The organism is Cupriavidus basilensis, assembly GCF_008801925.2.
Taxonomy (GTDB): domain Bacteria; phylum Pseudomonadota; class Gammaproteobacteria; order Burkholderiales; family Burkholderiaceae; genus Cupriavidus; species Cupriavidus basilensis.
Map to the genome: position 1 here is coordinate 2,171,320 of NZ_CP062804.1, position 20,864 is coordinate 2,192,183.

The window sequence follows — 20,864 nt, forward strand, 5'->3', positions numbered from 1 at the left end:
CCCAGCCAGCAGCGGCGGACTTGCATACGACCGGGCGGCTCCGATTTCACCGGCCAGATTCTGGGGACACAGGCCGGCTAACCGCCCCCTAGCCATGTCCCTGCTCATGCTGCCAGCCCACCGCCTGCGCCCCGCCGTATTCATCCGCCGCCGCGAGTAGCGCCCGCATCACACCTTCGCTACCCGCTTCGCATTCGCCCCAAGACCACCCGCTCCCGCGCGCCCAAAACATGGCGCGCCACGGTTCGTTGTCCGGGCTCTGCGCTTTCAGCGCCAAGACACTCGCCTTCGCATCGCCATGTCCGCAAACAGCACGACCCTCGCCGCCCCGGAATCCGGGGAACACCAGCAAGGCAGCATCAACCGGCGCATCGTCGCCATCGTCTTCTTCAACTTCATTGCCTACCTGACGGTCGGCCTGCCGCTGGCGGTGATACCCGGCTTTGTCCACGGCGATCTTGGCTATGGCACGGTCGTGGCCGGGCTGGCGGTCAGCATCCAGTACCTGGCCACGCTGCTGAGCCGCGCCTACGCGGGCAACCTGTGCGACCTGCAGGGCCCCAAGAAATCCGTCACGCTCGGGCTCACGCTGGTTGCCGCCAGCGGGTTGCTGGCGGTGGTGTCCAGCCTGTTCGTGCCGATCGGCTGGCTTAGCCTGGCGTGGCTGTTTGCCGGGCGGCTGATGCTGGGCGCGGGCGAGAGCCTGGTGACCACCGGCACCATTGCCTGGGGTATTGGCGACGTGGGCGCCCGCCATACCGGCAAGGTGATCTCGTGGAATGGCATGACCACCTACGGCGCGCTGGCGCTGGGCGCGCCGGTTGGCGTGCTGCTGGATGCACGCTGGGGCTTTGCCTCGCTGGGCATCGTCACCACCGTCATGGCCCTGGCCGCGTTCATGCTGGCCCGGCGCAAGGCAGCGGTGCCCACGGTAAAGGGCGCGCGCATGCCGTTTCGCACCGTGTTCCGCCACATGACGCCGTTTGGCCTGTGCCTGGCGCTGGGCTCGGTGGGCTTTGGCGCCATCACGGCCTTTGTCACGCTGTACTACGCCAGCCACGGCTGGGACCATGCCGCGCTGGCGCTGACCAGCCTGGGCGTGAGCTTTGTGGTGGCACGCCTGCTGCTGGCCGATAGCATCGGCCGCTTTGGCGGCTATCGGGTGGCGCTGTGCTCGTTTGCCGTGGAAGCCGCCGGCCTGGCCCTGATCTGGCTTGCGCCGACGCCCACGCAGGCGCTGATCGGCGCCGCCGTCACCGGCTTCGGCTTTGCCCTGGTGTTCCCGTCGCTGGGCATGGAGGCGGTCAAGCTGGTGCCCCAGAGCAACCGCGGCTCGGCGCTTGGCGCCTATGCGTTGTTCCTGGACCTGGCGCTGGGGCTGACCGGCCCGGTGGCCGGCGTGATCGCCAGCCATGCCGGCTATGGCTCGGTGTTCCTGTTCTCGGCCGTGGCGGCGCTGGGCGGGCTGGGCCTGAGCCAGGTGCTGGCGGCGCGGTCGCGGCGCACCGCCGTGCCGGCGCCGGCGCCGACGCACTGACTATCGCAACGCGCCAATCTCGCGGCACGCCAGATCAGGCCGCGAGATATTCCGATGCGATGCATTGATTCGGGAATTTCCTGATCTATTTTCAGACTTGTCCGATTGATTTTCAGGCGATCTACATGCATTCGACCGTCAATATCGATGAATCGCAGGCATCCGCCGTTTTGTGCTTGACCCATTCAATTTGCGCCGCTACAGTACGCGGGTTCTTAATTCCAGGGCTACCCAGTGAGCACTTGTTCCGACGACAGTAGTCGATCCAGGATCGGCACCTCCGCCTGACGGGCCACGGTATCCCTAGCGACCGTGCCCCGCTTGCGGCACGGTGCTTTCGAGGCCGGACGTCCTGTCCCGCCTCTCTTCTTGAATACGGCTTCATTCTTCTGATCGCGCCTGCGTTGCAGCACGCCGCTGCCTGCGCTTGCCCGCGATTTGCACAAGGCTCACCGGTGCTTCCTGCTCAATACGGGAGTTCTCATGGTGTGGCACGAATTTGCCCTGCGCTTGCTCGAAGCGCTAGCGCTGGGCGCTTGCATCGGTACCGAACGGCAGTTGCGCCAGCGCATGGCGGGGCTGCGCACGAACGCGCTGGTTGCCGCCGGCGCGGCCTTGTTTGTTTCGGTTTCCGCTTTTACGTTTGATCCGCAGGGGCATGCGCGCATTGCCGCGCAGGTCGTCTCGGGCATCGGCTTTCTCGGCGCCGGCGTGATCATGCGCGACGGCCTGAACGTGCGCGGCCTGAATACCGCTGCCACGCTGTGGTGCTCCGCCGCCGTCGGCGTGCTCGCCGGCCTTGGCCATGCGCTGGAAGCCGCCATCGGCACCGCCTGCATCCTGTGCGCCAACTTTGGCCTGCGCATGCTGGGCCAGCGCATCAATCGCAACGGTACGGCCACCGCGCAGGAAGTGGAGATGGTCTATCGCATCACCACGGTATGCACGGCCCAGGAAGAAATCCGTGTGCGCGGCTTGCTGCTGCATGCGCTGACCGAAATGCCCGCCCTGCTGCTGCAGTCGCTGCACAGCGAGGACACCGCCGCTGGCGGGCACATAGAAGTGCGCGCCGATGTGCTGGCCGCGCCCGGCAATGAAGGCAAGCTGGAGCAGATCGTCAGCCGCATCAGCATGGAAAAGAGCGTTTCCCTCGTGCGCTGGGCCATTCCGGCCGGCGCGCTCGAATAACCCCAAGGAGAAGGAAAGGAGCTGGATATGCGTTTGTTCAACTGGATGCTCCCCCAGGCCCCCAACCGCCGCGCCGCCAAGGCGAGCCGCGGCACAGCCGCCCAGCTGTTCCAGGTGGTGCTGCTCTGCAAGGACGACTATGGCGCCCGGCTGGAGCAGCAGGTCCGCCAGGAGCTGGCCGCGCGCGAACTCTCGCTGCAGCGCCTGCGCACCCGGCAGTGCGAGCGCCGCGAGCTGGTCGAGATGCGCGTGCTGGTGCATTGCCAGCCGGGCGGCAGGCCCGGCATGGTCAAGCTGGTGCAGCGCCTTGGCCTGGAGCCGCTGGTTCGCGCCGTGCGCTGGGAGACCGTGCCGCAGCCCGAGCGCGCGTTAGCCGCTGCCTGAGCGCAAGGCCCGCCCGCCAAGATCCACCTTGATTGCCTGAGGAAAGACATGGACCCAGACCCTTCTAGTAGGCAGCGCCGAAGGCACGGCGTGTTCCAGCTGGCCTGATTCCGCTTCCGGCCTCCTGCCGGAGCCGCGGCAGGCTACCTGGACCCGCCAGGCTCCCATTGCGTTTCGCGCCGTCCCGGCCGCGTGCGCGCCGGACCCGCCCCGCCTTTCGCGCCGCCTCCCCCCGTTAGCAAAGCGGGCGCTTTCGCCCATCACCGGTTACCTGCGTGCATTTGCCAGCCCGCAGCGCCGGGGATGCGTCACGCCTGTCGAATCCTGTCGCCCGTGGATCCTGAACCTGCGATTGCGCATTGCGCTTTGCGATGCCACCGACGACGCACCGGCAACAAGCGGTGCCCCTGTCCTGGCTGCCGCCACGGCAAGTGCACCGACCGAGGAGAAAAAAAACCATGCAAACGCCCATCACCCGCCTACGTTTGCCGCTGCGCCGGCAGCCAGGCCTTGCGCTAGCCGCCGTCTGCGCGGCATGTCTCGCGCTGGCCGGCTGCGATGGCGCCAGCCTGTCCGGCGCCACCGCCAACACGCCCAAGCACAGTACCGAGCCGGTGCACGAGGGCAACTTCATCACGGTGCCCGAGGCATCGCCATTGCGCACCCAGTTGCAGGTGCAGACACTCGTCGAGCAAGCGCTGGAGCGCCCCATCGAGGTACCGGGCTCGATCGAGCCCGATGCCGCCAAGCTGGTCAAGATCGTGCCGCCCATGCCCGGGCGCACCGTCCGCCTGCACGCTGCCCTGGGCGACACCGTACGCAAGGGAGACCCGCTTCTCACGCTGGACTCCGCCGAGCTGAGCGCGGCGCAGGGTGAGGCCAGCAAGGCGCGCGCGGCGCTGCTTGAAGCCAAGCTCAACCTGGACCGCCAACGCACCCTGTTCGAAGCGGAAATCGCAGCACGCAAGGATTATGAACAAGCCCAGCTGGCCTACGCGCAAGCCAACAGCGACGCCGTGACCACGGCCGCCCGGCTCGCGCAGCTTGGCGCCGGCACCGCGCCGCAATCGCACCGCCAGTACACCATGCACGCGCCGCTGGCCGGCCGGGTGATCGAGCTCGAAGGCGCGCAGGGCGGCTTCTGGAACGACAACGGCGCGCCGGTCATGACGGTGGCCGACCTGTCCACGGTCTACCTCGCGGCCAGCGTGTCGGAGAAAGACATCGCCTCGATCTTCGTCGGCCAGCCCGCCGAGATCCTGCTCAACGCCTACCCCGGCAAGCCCGTGACCGGCAAGGTCCGCTACATCGGCGAGATCCTCGACCCCGACACCCGCACCGTGAAAGTCCGCGTGGCCATCGACAACGCGGACGGACGCTATCGCCCCGGCCTCTTTGCCAAGGTGACCTTCGCGGGCGAAAAGCACGCGGCACTGCTGGTGCCGCCCAGCGCGCTGCTGCAAAGCGGGCTCTACACGCGCGTGCTGGTGGAGAAGGCCCCGCTGCGCTTCGAGCCGCGCGTGGTCACCACGGGCGCGCATGCCGACGGGCAAGTCGAGATCCTGGCCGGCCTCAAGGCCGGTGAACGCATCGTCGTGAAAAACGGAGTGCTGCTACATGATTGACCGCCTCGTCACCCTATGCTTCAACCGGCGCGCCATCGTCTGGCTGGTCTTCGCGCTGGTGGCGCTGTACGGCGCCTACAGCTGGAAGCAACTGCCCGTGGAGGCCTATCCGGACATTGCCGACGTTACGTCGCAGATCGTGACCCAGGTGCCAGGGCTCGGCGCGGAGGAAATCGAGCAGCAGATCACCATCCCGCTGGAGCGCACGCTGCTGGCCACCCCCGGCATGCATGTGCTGCGCACCCGCAGCCTGTTTGCGCTGTCGCTCATCACCGTGGTGTTCGAGGATGGCACCGACGGCTACTGGGCGCGCCAGCGCCTGCAGGAACGACTGAACGAGGTCGACCTGCCCTACGGCGCCAAGCCGGGGCTGGACCCGTACACCTCGCCGACCGGGGAGTTCTACCGCTACACGCTGGAGTCCAGCACGCGCGACCTGCGCGAGCTATCCGAACTGCAGACCTGGACCGTGATCCCGCGCCTGAAGAAGGTGCGCGGCGTGGTCGACGTGACCAATTTCGGCGGGCTCACCACGCAGTTCATGCTGGAACTCGACCCGGCGCGGCTGACGCAGTACCACCTGACGCTGACGCAGGTCACCGAGGCGCTCAACGCCAACAACGTCAATGCGGGCGGCAGCGTCATCGACCGCGGCGAACAATCGTACGTGGTGCGTGGCGTGGGCCTGCTGCGCTCGCTCGACGACATGGGCAACGTGGTGGTCACGAGCAAGGACGGTACCCCCGTGCTGGTCAAGGATCTCGGCAAGCTGCGCTACGGCAACGTGGAGCGGCGCGGCATCCTGGGCAAGGACGACAACCCCGACACGATCTCCGGCATCACGCTGCTGCTCAAGGATTTCAACGCATCGGAAGCACTTGCAGGCGTGCACGAGGCGGTGCGGGACCTGAACGACAACCTGCTGCCCAAGGACGTGAAGGTGGTCGCCTACCTCGACCGCACCTCGCTGATCGACGCCACCATGCGCACGGTAGGCTTCACGCTGACCGAAGGCATGCTGCTGGTAGGCGTCGTGCTGCTGCTGTTCCTGGGCAGCCCGCGCGCGGCGCTGATCGTGGCGCTGACGATTCCGCTCTCGCTGCTGATCGCCTTTGTCTTCATGTATCACCTGCGCATCCCGGCCAACCTGCTGAGCCTGGGGGCGATCGACTTCGGCATCCTGGTGGATGGCGCGGTGGTGCTGGTGGAGAACATCCTGCGCCGGCGCGAGCAGGACAAGGACCGCGCGCTCACCCCGCGCGACGCCATCGAGGCCACCTTGCAGGTGGCACGGCCAATGTTCTTCGGCATGCTGGTGATCGTTGCGGCCTACCTGCCCTTGTTCTCCTTCGAGCGCATCGAGTACAAGCTGTTCTCGCCGATGGCGTTCGCCGTTGGCGCGGCGTTGATCGGCGCCTTGATCGTTGCGCTGGCGCTGGTGCCGGGGCTGGCCTGGATTGCCATGTGCAAGCCGCGCCGCGTGTTCCACAATCCTGTGCTGGACTGGCTCGGCGTGCGCTACCGCGCCGCGCTGGAGCGCGGCATTGGACGCATCCGCTGGGTGGCCGCCAGCTGCGCGCTGGCGCTCGCCTGCGTGCTGGCGCTGGGTGCCACCATCGGTCGCGACTTCCTGCCGTACCTGGACGAAGGCTCGCTATGGCTGCAGGTGCAGATGCCGCCCGGCATCACCCTGGAGCGTGCCTCCGACATGGCAAGCGAGCTGCGCCGGGTGACCCGCGAGTTCCCGGAAGTCGCCTACGTGGTGACGCAGACCGGCCGCAACGATGACGGCACCGACTACTGGACGCCCTCGCATATCGAGGCCAGCGTCGGCCTGCATCCATACAAGACGTGGGCCTCGGGCATGACCAAGCAGCAGCTGATCGACAAGCTGGCGGCGCGCTACGCGCAGATGCCAGGCTACTCGGTGGGCTTCATGCAGCCGATGATCGACGGGGTACAGGACAAGCTGTCCGGCGCCCATAGCGACCTGGTGGTCAAGGTGTTCGGCGAGAACCTGGGCGACGTGCGCCGCATTGCCGGCGGAGTGGCCACAGCGCTACGCGGCGTGCCCGGCGCCGCGGATGTGGCAATCGACGTGGAGCCTCCGCTGCCCAACCTGAAGATCGACCTGGACCGCGCCGCCGCCGCGCGCTACGGCATCAACGCGGCCGACGTGGCCGAGCTGATCTCCACCGGCATCGGCGGATCGCCGGTTGGCCAGCTCTATGTGGGTGAGAAGAGCTACGACATGACGGTGCGCTTCCCGCCGGCCGTGCGTGCCAGCGCATCCGGCGTGGGCGACCTGATGCTGACCGCGGCCAATGGCGCCAAGGTGCCGCTGGCGCAGGTCGCACGCATCACCACCGTGTCCGGCGAAAGCGTGATCGTGCGCGAGATGGCGCGCCGCCACATCATCGTGCGCCTGAACGTGCGCGACCGCGACCTGTCCAGCTTCCTCAAGGAGGCCCAGCCCGCCATCGAGCGCGCCGTGTCCTACGACCACAAGCGCATCCAGATCGAATGGGGCGGCCAGTTCGAGAACCTGGAACGCGCGCAGGCGCGCCTCGCCATCATCCTGCCGATGACGCTGGCGCTGATGTTCGTGCTGCTCTTTGCCGAATTCCGCAACCTGCGCCAGCCGGCGCTGGTGCTGCTGGCAGTGCCCCTGGCTACCATCGGCGGCCTGGCTGCGCTGCATCTGCGCGGCATGACGCTGAACGTGTCCAGCGCGGTGGGCTTTATCGCCCTGTTTGGCGTCGCCGTGCTCAACGGCGTGTTGATGATCTCGCAGATCAACCGGCTGCGCGCGCAGAACGGCTTGCGCCTGCGCGAAGCCGTGATCGAAGGCGCGGCAAGCCGCATGCGTCCGGTGCTGATGACCGCCACCGTGGCCGCCATCGGGCTCACCCCGGCAATGCTGGCGCGAGGCCTGGGCAGCGATGTGCAGCGGCCGTTGGCCACCGTGGTGGTAGGCGGGCTCTTTACCGCCACCTTGCTGACCCTGCTGTTGCTGCCCGCCCTTTACTACCTGGTCGAGGCCCGCGCCGAGCGCGCGGCGCAAGCGGCCGGGGAATCGGAAACCGATGCCGAAGGCAACGCACCAGCGACCAGCGCCGCCGGCCAGGCCTGAGGAGAATCCCATGCAAATCAAAGACAAGAACTTGCCAGCGGCACCCGCCCTGCGCCACCTCGCCCTGGCAACATCGATGCTGGCGGCATCCGCATCCTGGGCGCAGGACGCGCAGGACGCGCCCGCCGCCACGGCCCGCGCACCGGTCCGCTTCGCCTCCTATCTCGACACGGTGGAGCGGCACAACATCGGCCTGTCCGCGCAGCAGGAAACCATCCGCGGCGCCCAAGCCGAGATCTCGATCGCCGGCGTGCGCCCGGACCCGGTGCTCAAGTACGGCCGTGGCAACATCGAGACCAGCCGCGCGGTGTCGCCCAAGCCGCCGCGCACGCATGAGTTCGAAATCGAGATCCCCATCGAGCTGGGCGGCAAGCGCGGCGCGCGCATCCGCGCCGCCGAGAGCAACCTGCGCCTGACCGAGGCGAACCTGCAGGGCTTCAAGCACGCGCTGTACCAGGAATCCGCCACCGCCTTTGTCGAAGCCTGCCGCAGCCGCGAAGCCCTGGTCCGGCAGGAATCGACGCTATCCGCCCTGTCCAATGTGGTGCGCGCCAACGAGATCCGCCGCAAGGCGGGCGACATCGGTGGCCTGGAGCTGTCGCAGTCGCGGGTCGAGCGTGACCGCTTCACCGCCGAGGTGAAATCGGCGCGCGCCGCCGCGCAGGCTGCCATGCAAAAGCTGTCCATCCAGCTTGGCGTGCGCGTGGCCGAGGCCTTCGGCAACGCGCCGCTGGCTTGCGAGTTCCAGCCCTACGATCCTGGCACCGACAGCGGCGCGCTGATCGCCCAGGCGATGGAAGCGCGCGACGAGGTGCGGATCGCCCGCGCCACGCTGGAGAATGCCCGCGACAAGTCAGGGCTGGCGCGCGCCAACCGCTGGGTGGATCCCAGCGTGAGCTTCGCAATGACCATGACCCCCGGCGTGCGCGGCACCACGGACGACGAGGGCCAGCCCAATGGCGACGGCACGGCGCGCTCGCGCATGCTGGGCGTGTCGGTATCGATTCCCCTGCCCTTGTCGCGGCTGCAGCGCGGCGAGTTGATCCAGGCGGAGTCGGAGGTCACGCAGGCCATGCTGGCCCTGCGCGAGGCCGAGCTGAAAACCGAGGTCGACGTGCGCAACGCGCTCACCGCGTTCCAGGCTGCGCGGGACAACCTGCAACGCTACCGCGACTCGGTGATCGCCGATGCCGACCGGGTGCTGGACGGCATGCGCCAGTCGTACCGCCAGGGCTCTGCCTCGCTGCTGGAACTGCTCGATGCGCAACGCACCGCGGACGAGACCTACCTCGACTACCTCCAGGCCCAGGCGGACCTGGCGGGCGCCACGGTGGAGCTGCAACTTTCCACCGGCTTGCGGCCCGCGCTTTAAAGGCCCGGTGCGCCCCGGCCACGGCCGGGCGCACCAAACGCTTCGATTGCCTCGAGTCGAAAGACAAAGGAGACCTGCCATGAAAGCCGTCAATCTTGCGCCGCCCATCCAGCGGTGGCGCCTGTATCGCCTGAGCGTGATCGCGCGGCTGGACGATGTGCCCGACGTGCGCGTGGCCATGCGCTGCGCCACCAGCGACTGCGGCCAGTACCCGTCCAACGAGCGGCAGATGCCGCTCGGCCTGCCGCCAATCAAGTGCATGCTGAGCTTCGAGATCCGGATGCCGCAAATGCGGGCCGGGCAGTTGCTGGTCACGCTGGAACGCGCCCTGGCGTCCGTGCCCATCATCCTGCTGCGCCTGGAGGTCGTGGGCAGCCATGCCGAGGCGGCACACGCTCCACGCCTGAAACAGGTGTCTTCGCCTGCGGGCGGCACCCGTTCCCGGCCCGCCGCGACCGCGCCGGCCGAGGTGGGGTGAGGCCCGGCCCATCCCGCCTGAAGGCACGGCGATGGGCCGCTCAGCCGGCGCGATTGACCGAACTCCGGCGCAACGCTACGATGGGCGCGGCATCATCCCGCACCCTTGCGCCAAGCCCCAGACCAGCTCATGGTGATACCCCACGCGGCGGCCAGCGCCCCCGGCACGCCGGCTACCGCCCCCTTGCGGATGGCGCGCATCCTGTCGCCCCAATCCCTGCTCACCGCAAAGCCACTGCTAGCGCTTGTGCTCTGGCTGCTGCTCACCTTGCCCGGTTCATCACCGCTTGCCGCCGGGCAGTTGCAAATCCTTGGCGAGGCCGCCATGATCACCGCCGACGGCACGCCGGCCACCGTCAGCCTGCCTTACTACTGGGACCGGTCCCGTCCTGGCCAGACGGGCGGCGCGCGATTTCTCCTGCGCTTCCCGGATCTGCCGGGCCGCCAGGGCATGGCCGCGCTGTACATCGAGCGGGCCGCCAATAGCTATGAGGTGCGGCTCAACGGCAGCCGCCTTGCCAGCGCTGGCAGCCTGTCGGCCCCGGTGCCCTATGCCGGCCAGCAGCCGTTGCTGATCCCGGTGCCGGCTGACCTGCTGCGCCCGGAGAACGAACTGCTTGTCACGATCGGTGCCAGCGCCAGCTCGCGCGGCGGCCTGTCACGCGTGGAGTTTGGCGCGCCGGCACTCGTGGAGGCGCACTACCAGCGGGCGCTCTGGTTCAAGGTCATCGGCCCGGTGGTCATCGCAGCGGCCAGTGTGCTGCTGGCTTGCCTGGCGGCGCTGGTGTGGTGGCGGCAGCGGGATCCCCTGTTCGGGTTATATGCCATCGCCGAGCTTGGCTGGTCTTTCGGGCTGGCCGAGTACTTCGTTGCCGACGACACCGGCGCGCCCGATGTGTGGCTCGCCTTGGTGCTGGCCGGGCGGGCGGTCTTCATGTACGCGACCGCCAGGTTCGCCATCCTTGTGACGGGCCTGGAGGCGCGCTGGCTGCGCCGCGGGATGCTGCTTTACCTGAGCGTCAAGCTTCCGCTGATCGCACTGATGGTGACGGCCCATAGCACCCACGCCATGGTGCTGGCCAATGTGGTCGTCAATGTTGCGATGGCATTGTCGATCGTGGCCGTTCTGATCCGCGCCGCCGTGACGCGTCCGGAGCGTGAGCGCACGGCGATTGCCGCCGCCCTTGGCCTCACCCTGCTCATCTCGGTGCTGGATTTGATCCATGTCTGGTGGATCGGGGATGACTACTGGGACTCCTCCGTCACCCGCTACGTGTCGCTGATTTTCAGCCTGACCATGGGCTGGCTGCTGGTCGACCGCTACACGCGCGCCACACACATGCTGGCTGCCCTGAACAAGAAGCTCGACAGCGCGGTCTCGCGCAAGGAGCAGGAACTGCATGCGCTATACCTCCACTCCCGCGAGATGGAGCGCGAGCAGGCCACCCTGCAGGAGCGTGGCAGAATCATGCGCGACATCCATGACGGGCTTGGCAGCCAGCTGGTGGGCATGCTCGCCATGCTGCGCTCCGGCGGCCCTTCCATGCACACATTGCAGCAACAACTGCAGCATGCGCTGGATGCCTTGAAACTATCCGTCGACGCGCTGCAGGACACCGGCGGCGACCTGGCCACCGTGCTCGGCAACCTGCGCTACCGGCTTGGCCCGCGGCTGGAGGCGGCGGGATTACGGGTGGACTGGCAGGTAGCGCGCCTGCCGGCGCTGCACGACCTGACGCCGCAGCGGGTGCGTGAGCTGCACTATCTGTTGCTGGAGGTGTTTTCCAATGCCATGCAGCATGCGGGCGGCAGCGCTATCCGGGTCTCGGCGCGCCATGATGCCTGCCAGCAAGCGCTGGTCATCGAGATCCACGACAATGGCCGCGGCTTTACGCCCGAGGCTGCCGCGCACGGACGGGGATTGGGAAATATGCGCCGGCGTGCCGAGGCCATCGGGGCGGCGCTGGACCTGCGCTCTTCGGCGCAAGGAACGACCGTGCGGCTGACGTTTGCACTGGCGCCGCAGCCACCCGGCTGCGCCGATTAGCCCCCCGCGCCCGTTTGATGTCAACCCGGGCGCGGGCAGCTCCGTTACCGGATTGCCGGAATCAGACCTTGACGTCGATGTTCTGGCCAAGGTGAGGGGGATTGCTGGCCGGAACGCTGACTTGCGGCATCGAGCCCAGCAGGGTTGCCACGCTCTGGGCCTGCAGGTCCAGCGACTTGCGCAGCATCATGGTGGGCACCGGATCGCCGCCCGAGTTGCTAGCCGCACTGACGAGGGAAATATCCATTGAAGGGTCTTCCAGGTTGAAATTGAGGTTGAGATTGAAGCGACGTTCGAAGCTACGGTTGAAGCTACGATTGGCATTGAAGCCAGCGGGAAGGCGCACCTCCCAGCATCCATGTTGTCGGCCACCAACCGGGAATCTTTAGCGCGGCGGCCGCAATAGCGGGCCGCCCGCTTGGCATCCGGAACGTTTATCATAAGCAGCCCGGCCGCTTTGGCCGGGAAAGACCGGACAGCCCGCATCGTCAGGATAGCGGCTGAATCCGGCGAAACCAGTCACCAGAATGAACATCATGGGTCGGGCGCAAAACATTGCGGGAAGCGTCGCTATTTCGTGTTTGGCTTTTGGCATCTCGACGGATTGCCTGGCGCTGGACTCGGCCGAACTCTATGAGCGGGAATCGCCCAGCATCTGGGTGGTATCCGTCTTTGACGCGCAGGGCACGCGGTTTGGCCTGGGCAGCTCGGTGGTGATCGGGCCGGAGGAACTGGTCACCAACTGCCATGTGCTCAAGAGCGGCAAGTCCATCAGCATCCGGCGCGAGAAGGTCACGTATGGCGCCAGCCTGGTGCACGCCGATGTCGAGCGCGACCTCTGCATCCTGCGCGCCAAGGGCCTCACCGCCCCGGCGGTAAAGATCGCGCCGCTGGCCGCGCTCAAGGTGGGGCAGAAGGTCTACGCCATCGGCGCGCCGCGCGGCTACGAGCTGACGCTGAGCGATGGCCTGCTCTCCTCGCTGAACAAGGACGAGCGCGACCGCATCGTCCGCCTGCAGACCACCGCCCCGATCTCCCCGGGCTCCAGCGGTGGCGGCCTGTTCAACACGGACGGGCAACTCGTCGGCATTACCTACCTGATGCGAACCGACGCGCAGAACATCAACTTTGCCATTCCCGCGCAATGGATCAGCGAGGTGCCGGCGCGGTCCGCGCTGGCGCTGCAGAAATTCCGTAGCGAGACGGCATCCGCCGCCCCGCCTGCCATGGCGCTCCCGCCTGGCCAGCCCGGGCAGCCCAGCCAGGGCGCCACGGCCTACGCCCCGGCCCGGCCCGCTGCCGGCGCGCCGGGCAGGCAACTGACCGGGGCCGAGCTGACCAGCCATTTCACGCATCTAGGCAGGATCAACGCCATCGCGCCGTCCGGCGTTACGCTCTGGATGCAGGTCCGGGAAAGCGGCAGCCTGGACGTGACAAACTCCGTCAGCCGCGGCTATTCGTCCGGGCGCTACCGCATCGAGCCGGAAACCAGCCAGGTCTGCCTGGAGATGGCCAACCCGAATTTCAGCGCGATGCAAACGTGCTATCGGCTGACCGAGGCCGACGGACGCTATGTCATGCGATCCGCCACCAGTCCCTATTACTTTTCATACACGAAGTAGTGAGCGGGCGCCGGCCGCAGCCGCTCGCCTCGCCATTTCTCTCTGGGCACAAGACATGGGAAACCGATATCGAAATAGCGCCCCCGTCGCGCTGGCCGTAGCGTCGATGCTGCTCGGCGGCTGCGCGCCGACCACCGTCGGCGTGACCAGCCGCGCCAGCGACTACACCGGCAAGCCCACCCGCATGTATGTGCTGGGCACTACCGGCATGGGGTGGAACAGCGACTTCTCCGCGGCATTCGCGGCCAAGTTCCGCGAGGTGACCCGGCAGTGCGGCGTGGAATCGGCATACGACGAGATCTCGGGGCTGGAGCTGGACTCGACCGCGCTGACCGGCAGGATGCGCACGTTCGGCGCCGATACGGTGCTGACCATCGCCAACGGCGGGGGTGTGGTCAATGCGTCCGGCGGCCGCCTGTCGATCGAATATGGCACGACCCTGACGGATGTCAGGCAGAACCGCGCGGTGTGGAAAGGCAAATACACGTTCAGCCGCGGCGGCACCATCATCCCGATCGAGGAACGCGCTGCAGTCCTGGCGATCGACATCACCAACAGCCTGAAGAAGGACCGCTTCCTCACCGGCTGCGGGCAGATCGCGCTGGGCCAGAATGGCCGGCTCGACCCGGCTGCCGTGCCGCATGTCGCTGCCGGCGGCAGCAATGGCCCGGCCGGCAGCACGAATCCGATCAGCCAGGCCCGCCCGGCGCCCTCCGTCTCCGCGCCCGCGGGCCCCGCTACCGCGGCAACCCTGCGGGATCTGCAAGACCTGCTGCCACCGAAGTGACCGGCGCGGGCCGCAACGGGATCAAACGCCCAGCCCGGCCTCGTCCAGATCCGCGAACAGGATCGTGCCCGTTTCCGATTCGGTCACAAACACCTTGCGCGGCCGCCCCGGCTCAACGGCGGGCTAAAACGCCACGTTGGTGGTGGTTGCGCCCGCCGGGCTGGCGAGGATCGCCTCGGGCTCGCCACGCTTGCTCAGCACCCACACGCAGCCCAGGCTGGGCATAGGTAGTGGCCACACTGAGGGTTGCCAGGGCAAGGCTGGCGCAAAGGCGGTGGTACATGGCTGTCTCCATTGATGCCTGACTGATGTCCGGTGTTCGCTATTCGTGGCTCACGCTTGCTCTTGGCCTGCTCTTGGTGGCGGGTCGTTCTTCCGGAGTTGTTGCGTCCAATGTTCTATTAGACGGAATAATATTCCGATTAATTTTAGGAGCCGTTGATTCGCCGGTCAATCCGGGGGCTTTCCCTGGCGAGCCTCGTCCCGGGCGGGACGGATTTGCCATTGGCGGCGATGTGGGTGTTCGGCGGGGCAGCGCCGCCTGCGTTACCATGGCAGCGTACGTTTCACCTTGCGCATGCCCTCGCGCTGCCGCACCCACCTCGCGCCTTCGCCGCCATCACCCAATCGCCATGACCTCAGCACTGCTGCTTGAAAACATCCATGACACCGCCGTCGAGCGCTTCAAGGAAGCGCATGTCACCGTCGAGCGCCGCACTGGCGCGCTCGCTGGCGACGAACTGCATCGCGCTCCCGCGGCCCACCAGATTCTCGGCATTCGCTCCGCCACGCACCTTGGCGCCGCTGAAATCGAAGCCGCAAGGCACCTCGTGGCCATTGGCTGCTTTTGCATCGGCACCTCGCAGGTAGACCTCGACGCCGCGGCCCGCGCCGGCATGCCGGTGTTCAACGCGCCGTTCTCCAATACGCGTTCCGTGGCCGAGCTGGTTATCGCGGAGGCGATCCTGCTGCTGCGCCGCGTTCCGGAGAAAAACGCGCTGGCGCATGCCGGCAAATGGGCCAAGGGCGCAAGCGGGTCGTTCGAGGCGCGCGGCAAGACCATCGCCATCATCGGCTACGGCAATATCGGCTCGCAGGTTGGCGTGCTGGCAGAGGCCATGGGGATGCGCGTGGTGTACTACGATGTGCAGGCCAAGCTTTCGCTGGGCTCGGCGCGCGCGGCGCGCTCGCTGGCGGATGCCGTGTCGCAGGCCGACATCGTGACGCTGCACGTGCCGGCCACCGCGCAGACCAAGAAGATGATCGATGCCGACGTGCTCCGGCAGTTCCGGCGCGGCGCCATCCTGATCAATGCGTCGCGCGGCACCGTGGTGGATATCGACGCGCTGCGCGCGGCGTGCGATGACAACCATATCGCCGGCCTGGCGATCGACGTCTTCCCGGAAGAGCCCAAGACCAACGCTGACCGCTTCACCAGCCCGCTGCAAGGCGTGCCCAACGCGATCCTGACGCCGCATATCGGCGGCAGCACGGAGGAGGCGCAGGAAAATATCGGCACGGAAGTCGCCACCAAGCTGATTGCCTTCCTCAGGACGGGCGACACGATTGGCGCGGTGAATTTCCCCGAGGTGAGCCCCGGCCCGCTAACGTCGCCGGCGCGGCTGCTCAACGTGCACGGCAACGCGCCGGGCGCGCTCGCCGCGCTCAACACGCTGCTGGCGCGCGACGGGGTCAACATCGTGGCCCAGCACCTGCAGACGCATGGCCAGATGGGCTACGTGGTGACCGACCTCGACAAGGTGCCCTCGCCAACGCTGGCCGCCGCGCTGGATGCGGAAACGACGTTTATCCGCTGCCGCACCATCATTAACCCGCTGGCCTGAACGGCAGCGCGGCGCCGTCGCTGCCTCGCCGGCAGCGACCAGGACAGCGGCCATCGGCCGCTGTCGTCAATTCACCCGGAAATGCTCCACCGACTGGCCCGCGTTGACTGCGCGCAGCAGCCATGCGGGCATGGGTCCCACGCCATCCCAGACCTGTCCCTCGGCATTGCGGTAGCGGCGTGCGGGCGCGCTCGCCTGCGGCAGTGCGGGCGCAGGTGCGGCCGCGGCCGGCGCGGCGGCGGCCTCGGCTGCCTGTGCCGGCGCCGCTGCTGGTGCCGCTGCTGGTGCCGCCGGTTTCACGGCTCCCGCTTTCTGCGTGGGCACGGACATGGTCACCCGTGCAGGCGCGGGCGCGGCGGCCGGGGTTGCCGCCGGCTCGGCAAGCAATACGGCGGCCGGCTTTTCCGCGGGTACGGCCTCGGCAACCGCCACCGCATCTGCGACAGGCGTGGCCTGCGGCAATGCGGCCGGCGTTGCGACCGGCACAGCAGGCGGCGCTGATTGCCTGACAGGGGCAGCAACGCGTTTGCGCGCTACGGCCTTGCGCAATGGCGCAGGTGCCACGACAGGCGGTGCGGTGATCGGCCCGGCAGGCAACAGCGCGGGCGGTGCCGTGATCGGTCCTGCGGGCAACAGTGCCTGGGCGACATCTACATCCATTTCATTTTCCTTTTCGATGGGCTCCTCGATCGGCGCCCTGGCGGGCGCCGCCTCCCAGTCAAAACAACCTGCCGCCTCCAGTTCATCCATGGAGATGCCGAGCCGCTCCATCTGGACGCGGATCCAGACAATGGCGGCGACTTTCTTGACGTCGGCGGGATCAGAAGAAGGCATGGCAAAAGACACAATAAATGCAGGTAGAAAGGGCGGGGAAACGGTCGCGGATGCGGCGCTGGCCGCACACTGGAGATCCTGAGGATCGCACATGATAGCCGAGCGCGGGACCCGCCCCCGCCGAGCCTTGAATCCGGACGCAAAAGCCGGGCCAAAGGCCCCTCTCCTGCACCCCATCAATGACCGCAAATCCGCCTCCGTGGGGCATCGGCCGGCCTGCGTCCATGTCCTGCCCCCAACCCTGCGCCATCATGCAAAACCCACACAAGTTAAATGAGAACGATTATCATATGCGACTTCACGGTCACGATTTCCTGGCCGTCCCGGCCAACGGCCTGTGCGCAACACGGCACTGCCAGCCCCCCGTCTTGAAAGGATGCATAGCCCATGAATCGCCTCATCACCTCCGCCCTGCTTTGCGGCGCCGCACTGAGCGGCACCGCTCAAGCCCATCAGGTCTGGCTGGAACAAACGCCGGCGACCGCCCAACTGTATTTTGGCGAATTCAACGAGAACCTGCGCGAAGTTTCGCCGGGACTGCTGGACCGGTTCGTGCAGCCCACCGCCGTGCTGGTAACGGCCAGGGGTGAGCAGCCCCTCAAGGCCGACAAGACGACCAACGGCTTCGTACTCTCAGGGCGCGCAGGCGCGGGCGAGACCATTGTCGCGCAGGACACGGGCTATCCGCTGCTGGAGCGCAAGGACGGCGACAAGGTGATCCGTACCGCCTGGACGCCGGCGGCTCGCTTGCTGGGTGCCGGCTCCACAAGCGCGGTAGCGCCCAAGCTCGCGCTGGACATTGTGCCGACCGGCCGCGCCGGCGAGTACCAGGTGGTCTATGCCGGCCGCCCACTGCCCAAGGCCAAGGTAGGCGTGGCCGTGCAGTCCGGCTGGGGCCGCGAACTGCGCACCGACGAGCAAGGCATCGTGCGCCTGGCGCAGCCGTGGCAAGGCACCTACGTGCTGGAGGTGCACCACGTCGACAAGACCGCCGGCGAGCGCAATGGCAAGCCATACGACATCGCCAGCTACGTCACCACCCTGTCGCTGACGCAGGGCGATGGCCTGCCCGCGGTACCCGCAGTGCCGGCAGCCACGCCCAACAAGTAAGGGAGCGCTTGTCATGGGATTGAGCCAGACCGGCCGCTATCGCCTTGGCGTTGCCTCGCGCGTGGTGGCCGCCATCGGGGGCGGCTATGTGCTCGCGGCCGTGGCCACCGGGCTGCTGGCCGTGGTGATGCCCATGCCGCCAGCCGAGGCGGTGATGACCGCCACGCTGCTGTCGTTCTCGCTCTACGCGTGCGCGGTGCTGTGGGTGTTCGCCGCCGGCAGCGCGTGGCGCGCCTGGGCCGGCGTGGCGGTGCCTGCCGTGGTGCTCGGCCTCTTGCTGGCTGTCTTGCGGAGCGCGCCATGAAGGCCGGGCTGCGTCAATCGATGGCCTGGCTGCATAGCTGGTCCGGGCTGCTGGTGTGCTGGGTGCTGCTGCTGGTGTTCTGCGCCGGCACCGCCAGCTACTTCAAGGACGAGATCACCCTGTGGATGCAGCCCGAGCTGCACCGCTCGGCCGCCACGCCAGTGTCCAGCGCCGAGGCCGCCAGCCGTGCGGTAGCGTACTTGCAGCGCAACGCCGCGGACTCGCCCCGCTGGTTCATCGACCTGCCGGATGCGCGCAACCCTGCGGTGAGCGTACTATGGACGCGCCCACCCGGCGCGCCGGCTTCAGGCATCGGGGGCGGCCGCGGCCGCTTCGAGAGCCGCACGCTGGATCCGGCCACCGGCGCCTTCCTGCAGACCGTGCGCAGCACGCGCGGCGGCGAGTTCCTCTACCGCCTGCACTTCGACCTGTACTTCATGCAGGCGATCTGGGCGCGCTGGATCATCGGCTTGTGCGCCATGTTCATGCTGGTGGCCATTCTCAGCGGCATCATCACGCACCGGCGCATCTTCCAGGACTTCTTTACCTTCCGCCCGCGCAAGGGCCAGCGCTCCTGGCTCGATGCGCACAATGCCACCGCGGTGCTGGCCCTGCCCTTCCACCTGATGATCACCTACACCGGGCTGGTCACACTGATGTTCATGTACATGCCGTGGGGCATCCAGACTGCGTACCAGGGCAACCAGCAGGCTTTCATCAACGAGGCCTTCGGCCGCGCGCCGCAAGGCAAGCCAAGTGGGCAGGCGGCGCCGCTGACGCCGGTCGCCCCGCTGGTGGAGCAAGCCATGCGCCATTGGCATGGCGCGCAGCCCAGCCGCGTCGCCATCATGCTGGCGGGCGATGCCAACGCCACCATCACGGTGTCGCGCGGCACCGATGGCTCGTTGTCCGCCAATGCGCCGTCGATGCGCTTTAACGGCGTCACCGGCGCGCTGGTCGCGGTCACGGGCGACGCGCCCGGCGCGGCCAACCAGACGCGCGGCGTGATGGTGGGCCTGCACGAGGCGCATTTCGCCGGGCCCTTGCTGCGCGCGCTGTTCTTCGTGAGCGGGCTGGCGGGCTGCGCCATGGTGGCCACCGGCGCGCTGCTGTGGGGCGTGAAGACACGCCAGGGCCAGGCCAAGGCACTGGCGGCCGGCGCGCGCCCGAGCTTTGGGCTGCGGCTGGTGGACGCGCTCAACCTCGGCGCCATTGCCGGCCTGCCGATCGCGTTTGCTACGTACTTCTGGGCAAACCGCTTGCTGCCCGTGGGCATGCCGCACCGTCCCGACGCGGAGATCCATGCCTTTTTCATCGCCTGGGGCGCGGCAGCCGTGCTGGCGCAGGTGCGGCCGACGCGCACCATGTGGCGCGTGCAGCTGTGGGCCGGTGCGCTGATGCTCGCTGCCATTCCGGTGCTCAACGCCTTCACCACGCAGACCCACCTGGGCGTGACGCTGCTGCAAGGCCAGGGGCCTGCCGCCGTGGCGGGGTTCGACCTGACGGTGCTGGCGCTGGGCATTGCGCTGGGTGCGGCAGCGCATATCCTGGGGCGGCGCGCCAAGGCGCGCGTGCCCGCGCGGCGCCCGGTGCCGGCCAAAGACATCGGCATGCCATCCAGCGATGCGAAGGGAGCCGCATGAGCGCAAGCCTGGGTTTCTTCACCGCGCTGGCCTTCACGTATAGCGGCTTCACCGCGCTCAGCCAGACGCTGGACCGCCACTATGCCGATCGCCACGGCCGCGGCGCCACGCCTTCGCCCGCCGAGCGCCTGCGCCTGCAGGTACTCGGCTGGGCCGCGCTGGCCCTTGCCCTGGCGGCTTGCGTGCAGCAGCAAGGCTGGCCGATGGGCAGCGTCTCATGGATCGGCACGCTGACGCTCGGCGCGCTCGTGCTGGTGCTGTTGCTCGGCTACGCGCCGGCCATCGCGGTACGCGCCGCCCGCTGGGCGGGCTTGCTGGGCGGATGCGGGCTGCTGATGATGGGCGCGATGCCCGCCTAGCCATCCCTGGTGCCTGCGAACAGGATCAGGCGCGCGGCAAACGCATCTCGCCCGTCGCGCCGCAGAGCGTGACGACGACGCCGACTGGATTGCCGCGGGCCCGCCAGCGGCTATCATGACGGCCATTCCAACTCACTGGCACAGTCCTTCGCTCGCCATGCCTGACAACACCCCCGCAAGCCAGCCATACGCACTGGAGAACCCGTTTCTCGAATCGCTGAATCTCGTCATCGTGGAGTGGCAGCCGGACCTGGTGCGCATGTCGCTGATGCCGCAGGCTGCGCACCTCAACAACACGGGCGTCGTGCAAGGCGGCATCCTGGCCACGCTGCTGGACGCGGCGGGCGGCTACGCCGGCCTGTTTCCCGAGAATGGCGTGCGCCGCGCCGCCACTACCATCTCGCTGAACGTCAACTATGTCTCGTCCGCGCAAGTGGAGACGCTGCTGGTGGTTGGCCGGCGCGTGGGCGGTGGCCGCCGGGTATTTTTCTCCAACGCCGAGGTCACCGACAGCCAAGGCCGGCTGATCGCCACCGCGCAGGCCGCATTCCGCAGGAAGGATCCGGTCCGGGCAGACTAGACCTGCGCCCGTGATGGC

The 20,864-nt window shown here is 67.8% G+C and carries 18 protein-coding genes; 16 read left to right on the forward strand and 2 right to left on the reverse strand.

The window, feature by feature from the left end; genetic code table 11:
- Nucleotides 1-298 precede the first annotated feature (298 nt).
- From F7R26_RS30595 to F7R26_RS30630, 8 genes are all read left to right on the forward strand, one after another.
- The gene (locus F7R26_RS30595) at nt 299-1,537 is read left to right on the forward strand and encodes an MFS transporter (protein WP_150988298.1); all 1,239 of its coding nucleotides are present in this window, start codon (nt 299-301) and stop codon (nt 1,535-1,537) included.
- Nucleotides 1,538-2,023: 486 nt separating this feature from the next.
- On the forward strand, nt 2,024-2,725 hold the full coding sequence (locus F7R26_RS30600) for an MgtC/SapB family protein (RefSeq protein WP_206702572.1): 702 nt from the start codon (nt 2,024-2,026) through the stop codon (nt 2,723-2,725).
- Between the two features lie 27 nt (nt 2,726-2,752).
- Nucleotides 2,753-3,109 (forward strand): hypothetical protein, encoded by a 357-nt coding sequence (locus tag F7R26_RS30605; protein ID WP_150988305.1) that lies wholly within the window; start codon nt 2,753-2,755, stop codon nt 3,107-3,109.
- Between the two features lie 458 nt (nt 3,110-3,567).
- Nucleotides 3,568-4,734, forward strand: coding sequence for an efflux RND transporter periplasmic adaptor subunit (locus F7R26_RS30610; RefSeq protein WP_150988308.1), 1,167 nt, complete (start codon nt 3,568-3,570; stop codon nt 4,732-4,734).
- A complete protein-coding gene (locus tag F7R26_RS30615; RefSeq protein WP_150988311.1) occupies nt 4,727-7,867 on the forward strand; it encodes an efflux RND transporter permease subunit in 3,141 nt (1,046 codons plus the stop codon). The genes F7R26_RS30610 and F7R26_RS30615 overlap by 8 nt, the downstream gene beginning before the upstream one ends.
- A gap of 10 nt (nt 7,868-7,877) precedes the next feature.
- Entirely contained in the window at nt 7,878-9,239 is a 1,362-nt protein-coding gene (locus F7R26_RS30620) for a TolC family protein (RefSeq protein ID WP_150988314.1), read from the forward strand.
- A 79-nt stretch (nt 9,240-9,318) separates the two neighbouring features.
- Nucleotides 9,319-9,717 (forward strand): hypothetical protein, encoded by a 399-nt coding sequence (locus F7R26_RS30625; protein WP_150988318.1) that lies wholly within the window; start codon nt 9,319-9,321, stop codon nt 9,715-9,717.
- 129 nt (nt 9,718-9,846) lie between these two features.
- Complete coding sequence (locus F7R26_RS30630; protein WP_150988321.1) at nt 9,847-11,763, forward strand: sensor histidine kinase; 1,917 nt, start codon at nt 9,847-9,849, stop codon at nt 11,761-11,763.
- Nucleotides 11,764-11,824: 61 nt separating this feature from the next.
- On the opposite strand, the gene F7R26_RS30635 is transcribed toward F7R26_RS30630, so the two are convergent.
- Nucleotides 11,825-12,109, reverse strand: coding sequence for a YjfB family protein (locus F7R26_RS30635; RefSeq protein WP_241754591.1), 285 nt, complete (start codon nt 12,107-12,109; stop codon nt 11,825-11,827).
- A gap of 235 nt (nt 12,110-12,344) precedes the next feature.
- Here F7R26_RS30635 and F7R26_RS30640 point away from each other — a divergent pair, with 235 nt between their 5' ends.
- The 3 genes from F7R26_RS30640 to serA all read left to right on the forward strand — a co-directional run bounded on the left by F7R26_RS30640 (nt 12,345) and on the right by serA (nt 16,016).
- Nucleotides 12,345-13,385 (forward strand): S1C family serine protease, encoded by a 1,041-nt coding sequence (locus tag F7R26_RS30640; RefSeq protein ID WP_170301934.1) that lies wholly within the window; start codon nt 12,345-12,347, stop codon nt 13,383-13,385.
- A gap of 55 nt (nt 13,386-13,440) precedes the next feature.
- Nucleotides 13,441-14,172: a hypothetical protein gene (locus F7R26_RS30645; protein WP_150988327.1), complete on the forward strand. Its 732-nt coding sequence runs from the start codon at nt 13,441-13,443 to the stop codon at nt 14,170-14,172.
- Nucleotides 14,173-14,804: 632 nt separating this feature from the next.
- Complete coding sequence (gene serA, locus F7R26_RS30650; protein ID WP_150988330.1) at nt 14,805-16,016, forward strand: phosphoglycerate dehydrogenase; 1,212 nt, start codon at nt 14,805-14,807, stop codon at nt 16,014-16,016.
- 66 nt (nt 16,017-16,082) lie between these two features.
- On the opposite strand, the gene F7R26_RS30655 is transcribed toward serA, so the two are convergent.
- Nucleotides 16,083-16,850 (reverse strand): H-NS family nucleoid-associated regulatory protein, encoded by a 768-nt coding sequence (locus tag F7R26_RS30655; protein WP_193692184.1) that lies wholly within the window; start codon nt 16,848-16,850, stop codon nt 16,083-16,085.
- A gap of 387 nt (nt 16,851-17,237) precedes the next feature.
- On the opposite strand from F7R26_RS30655, the gene F7R26_RS30660 reads away from it, so the two are divergent.
- The 5 genes from F7R26_RS30660 to F7R26_RS30680 all read left to right on the forward strand — a co-directional run bounded on the left by F7R26_RS30660 (nt 17,238) and on the right by F7R26_RS30680 (nt 20,846).
- The gene (locus F7R26_RS30660; protein WP_150992730.1) at nt 17,238-17,960 is read left to right on the forward strand and encodes a DUF4198 domain-containing protein; all 723 of its coding nucleotides are present in this window, start codon (nt 17,238-17,240) and stop codon (nt 17,958-17,960) included.
- A gap of 13 nt (nt 17,961-17,973) precedes the next feature.
- Complete coding sequence (locus tag F7R26_RS30665) at nt 17,974-18,264, forward strand: DUF3649 domain-containing protein (RefSeq protein WP_150992732.1); 291 nt, start codon at nt 17,974-17,976, stop codon at nt 18,262-18,264.
- A complete protein-coding gene (locus F7R26_RS30670) occupies nt 18,261-19,907 on the forward strand; it encodes a PepSY-associated TM helix domain-containing protein (RefSeq protein ID WP_150992734.1) in 1,647 nt (548 codons plus the stop codon). The genes F7R26_RS30665 and F7R26_RS30670 overlap by 4 nt, the downstream gene beginning before the upstream one ends.
- Nucleotides 19,904-20,266 carry a DUF3325 domain-containing protein gene (locus F7R26_RS30675; RefSeq protein ID WP_150992736.1) on the forward strand — a complete coding sequence of 121 codons (363 nt, stop codon included), beginning with the start codon at nt 19,904-19,906 and terminating at the stop codon, nt 20,264-20,266. Before F7R26_RS30670 ends, F7R26_RS30675 begins: the two co-directional genes overlap by 4 nt.
- A 115-nt stretch (nt 20,267-20,381) precedes the next feature.
- The gene (locus F7R26_RS30680) at nt 20,382-20,846 is read left to right on the forward strand and encodes a PaaI family thioesterase (protein WP_241754592.1); all 465 of its coding nucleotides are present in this window, start codon (nt 20,382-20,384) and stop codon (nt 20,844-20,846) included.
- Nucleotides 20,847-20,864 lie beyond the last annotated feature (18 nt).

Bases quoted from the DNA above. Each gene is read 5' to 3' on its own strand.
- F7R26_RS30595 (WP_150988298.1), top strand. From the start codon at position 299: ATGTCCGCAAACAGCACGACCCTCGCCGCCCCGGAATCCGGGGAACAC.
- F7R26_RS30605 (WP_150988305.1), top strand. From the start codon at position 2,753: ATGCGTTTGTTCAACTGGATGCTCCCCCAGGCCCCCAACCGCCGCGCC.
- F7R26_RS30610 (WP_150988308.1), top strand. From the start codon at position 3,568: ATGCAAACGCCCATCACCCGCCTACGTTTGCCGCTGCGCCGGCAGCCA.
- F7R26_RS30615 (WP_150988311.1), top strand. From the start codon at position 4,727: ATGATTGACCGCCTCGTCACCCTATGCTTCAACCGGCGCGCCATCGTC.
- F7R26_RS30620 (WP_150988314.1), top strand. From the start codon at position 7,878: ATGCAAATCAAAGACAAGAACTTGCCAGCGGCACCCGCCCTGCGCCAC.
- F7R26_RS30625 (WP_150988318.1), top strand. From the start codon at position 9,319: ATGAAAGCCGTCAATCTTGCGCCGCCCATCCAGCGGTGGCGCCTGTAT.
- F7R26_RS30630 (WP_150988321.1), top strand. From the start codon at position 9,847: ATGGTGATACCCCACGCGGCGGCCAGCGCCCCCGGCACGCCGGCTACC.
- F7R26_RS30645 (WP_150988327.1), top strand. From the start codon at position 13,441: ATGGGAAACCGATATCGAAATAGCGCCCCCGTCGCGCTGGCCGTAGCG.
- serA (WP_150988330.1), top strand. From the start codon at position 14,805: ATGACCTCAGCACTGCTGCTTGAAAACATCCATGACACCGCCGTCGAG.
- F7R26_RS30655 (WP_193692184.1), bottom strand. From the start codon at position 16,850: ATGCCTTCTTCTGATCCCGCCGACGTCAAGAAAGTCGCCGCCATTGTC.
- F7R26_RS30660 (WP_150992730.1), top strand. From the start codon at position 17,238: ATGAATCGCCTCATCACCTCCGCCCTGCTTTGCGGCGCCGCACTGAGC.
- F7R26_RS30665 (WP_150992732.1), top strand. From the start codon at position 17,974: ATGGGATTGAGCCAGACCGGCCGCTATCGCCTTGGCGTTGCCTCGCGC.
- F7R26_RS30670 (WP_150992734.1), top strand. From the start codon at position 18,261: ATGAAGGCCGGGCTGCGTCAATCGATGGCCTGGCTGCATAGCTGGTCC.
- F7R26_RS30675 (WP_150992736.1), top strand. From the start codon at position 19,904: ATGAGCGCAAGCCTGGGTTTCTTCACCGCGCTGGCCTTCACGTATAGC.
- F7R26_RS30680 (WP_241754592.1), top strand. From the start codon at position 20,382: ATGACGGCCATTCCAACTCACTGGCACAGTCCTTCGCTCGCCATGCCT.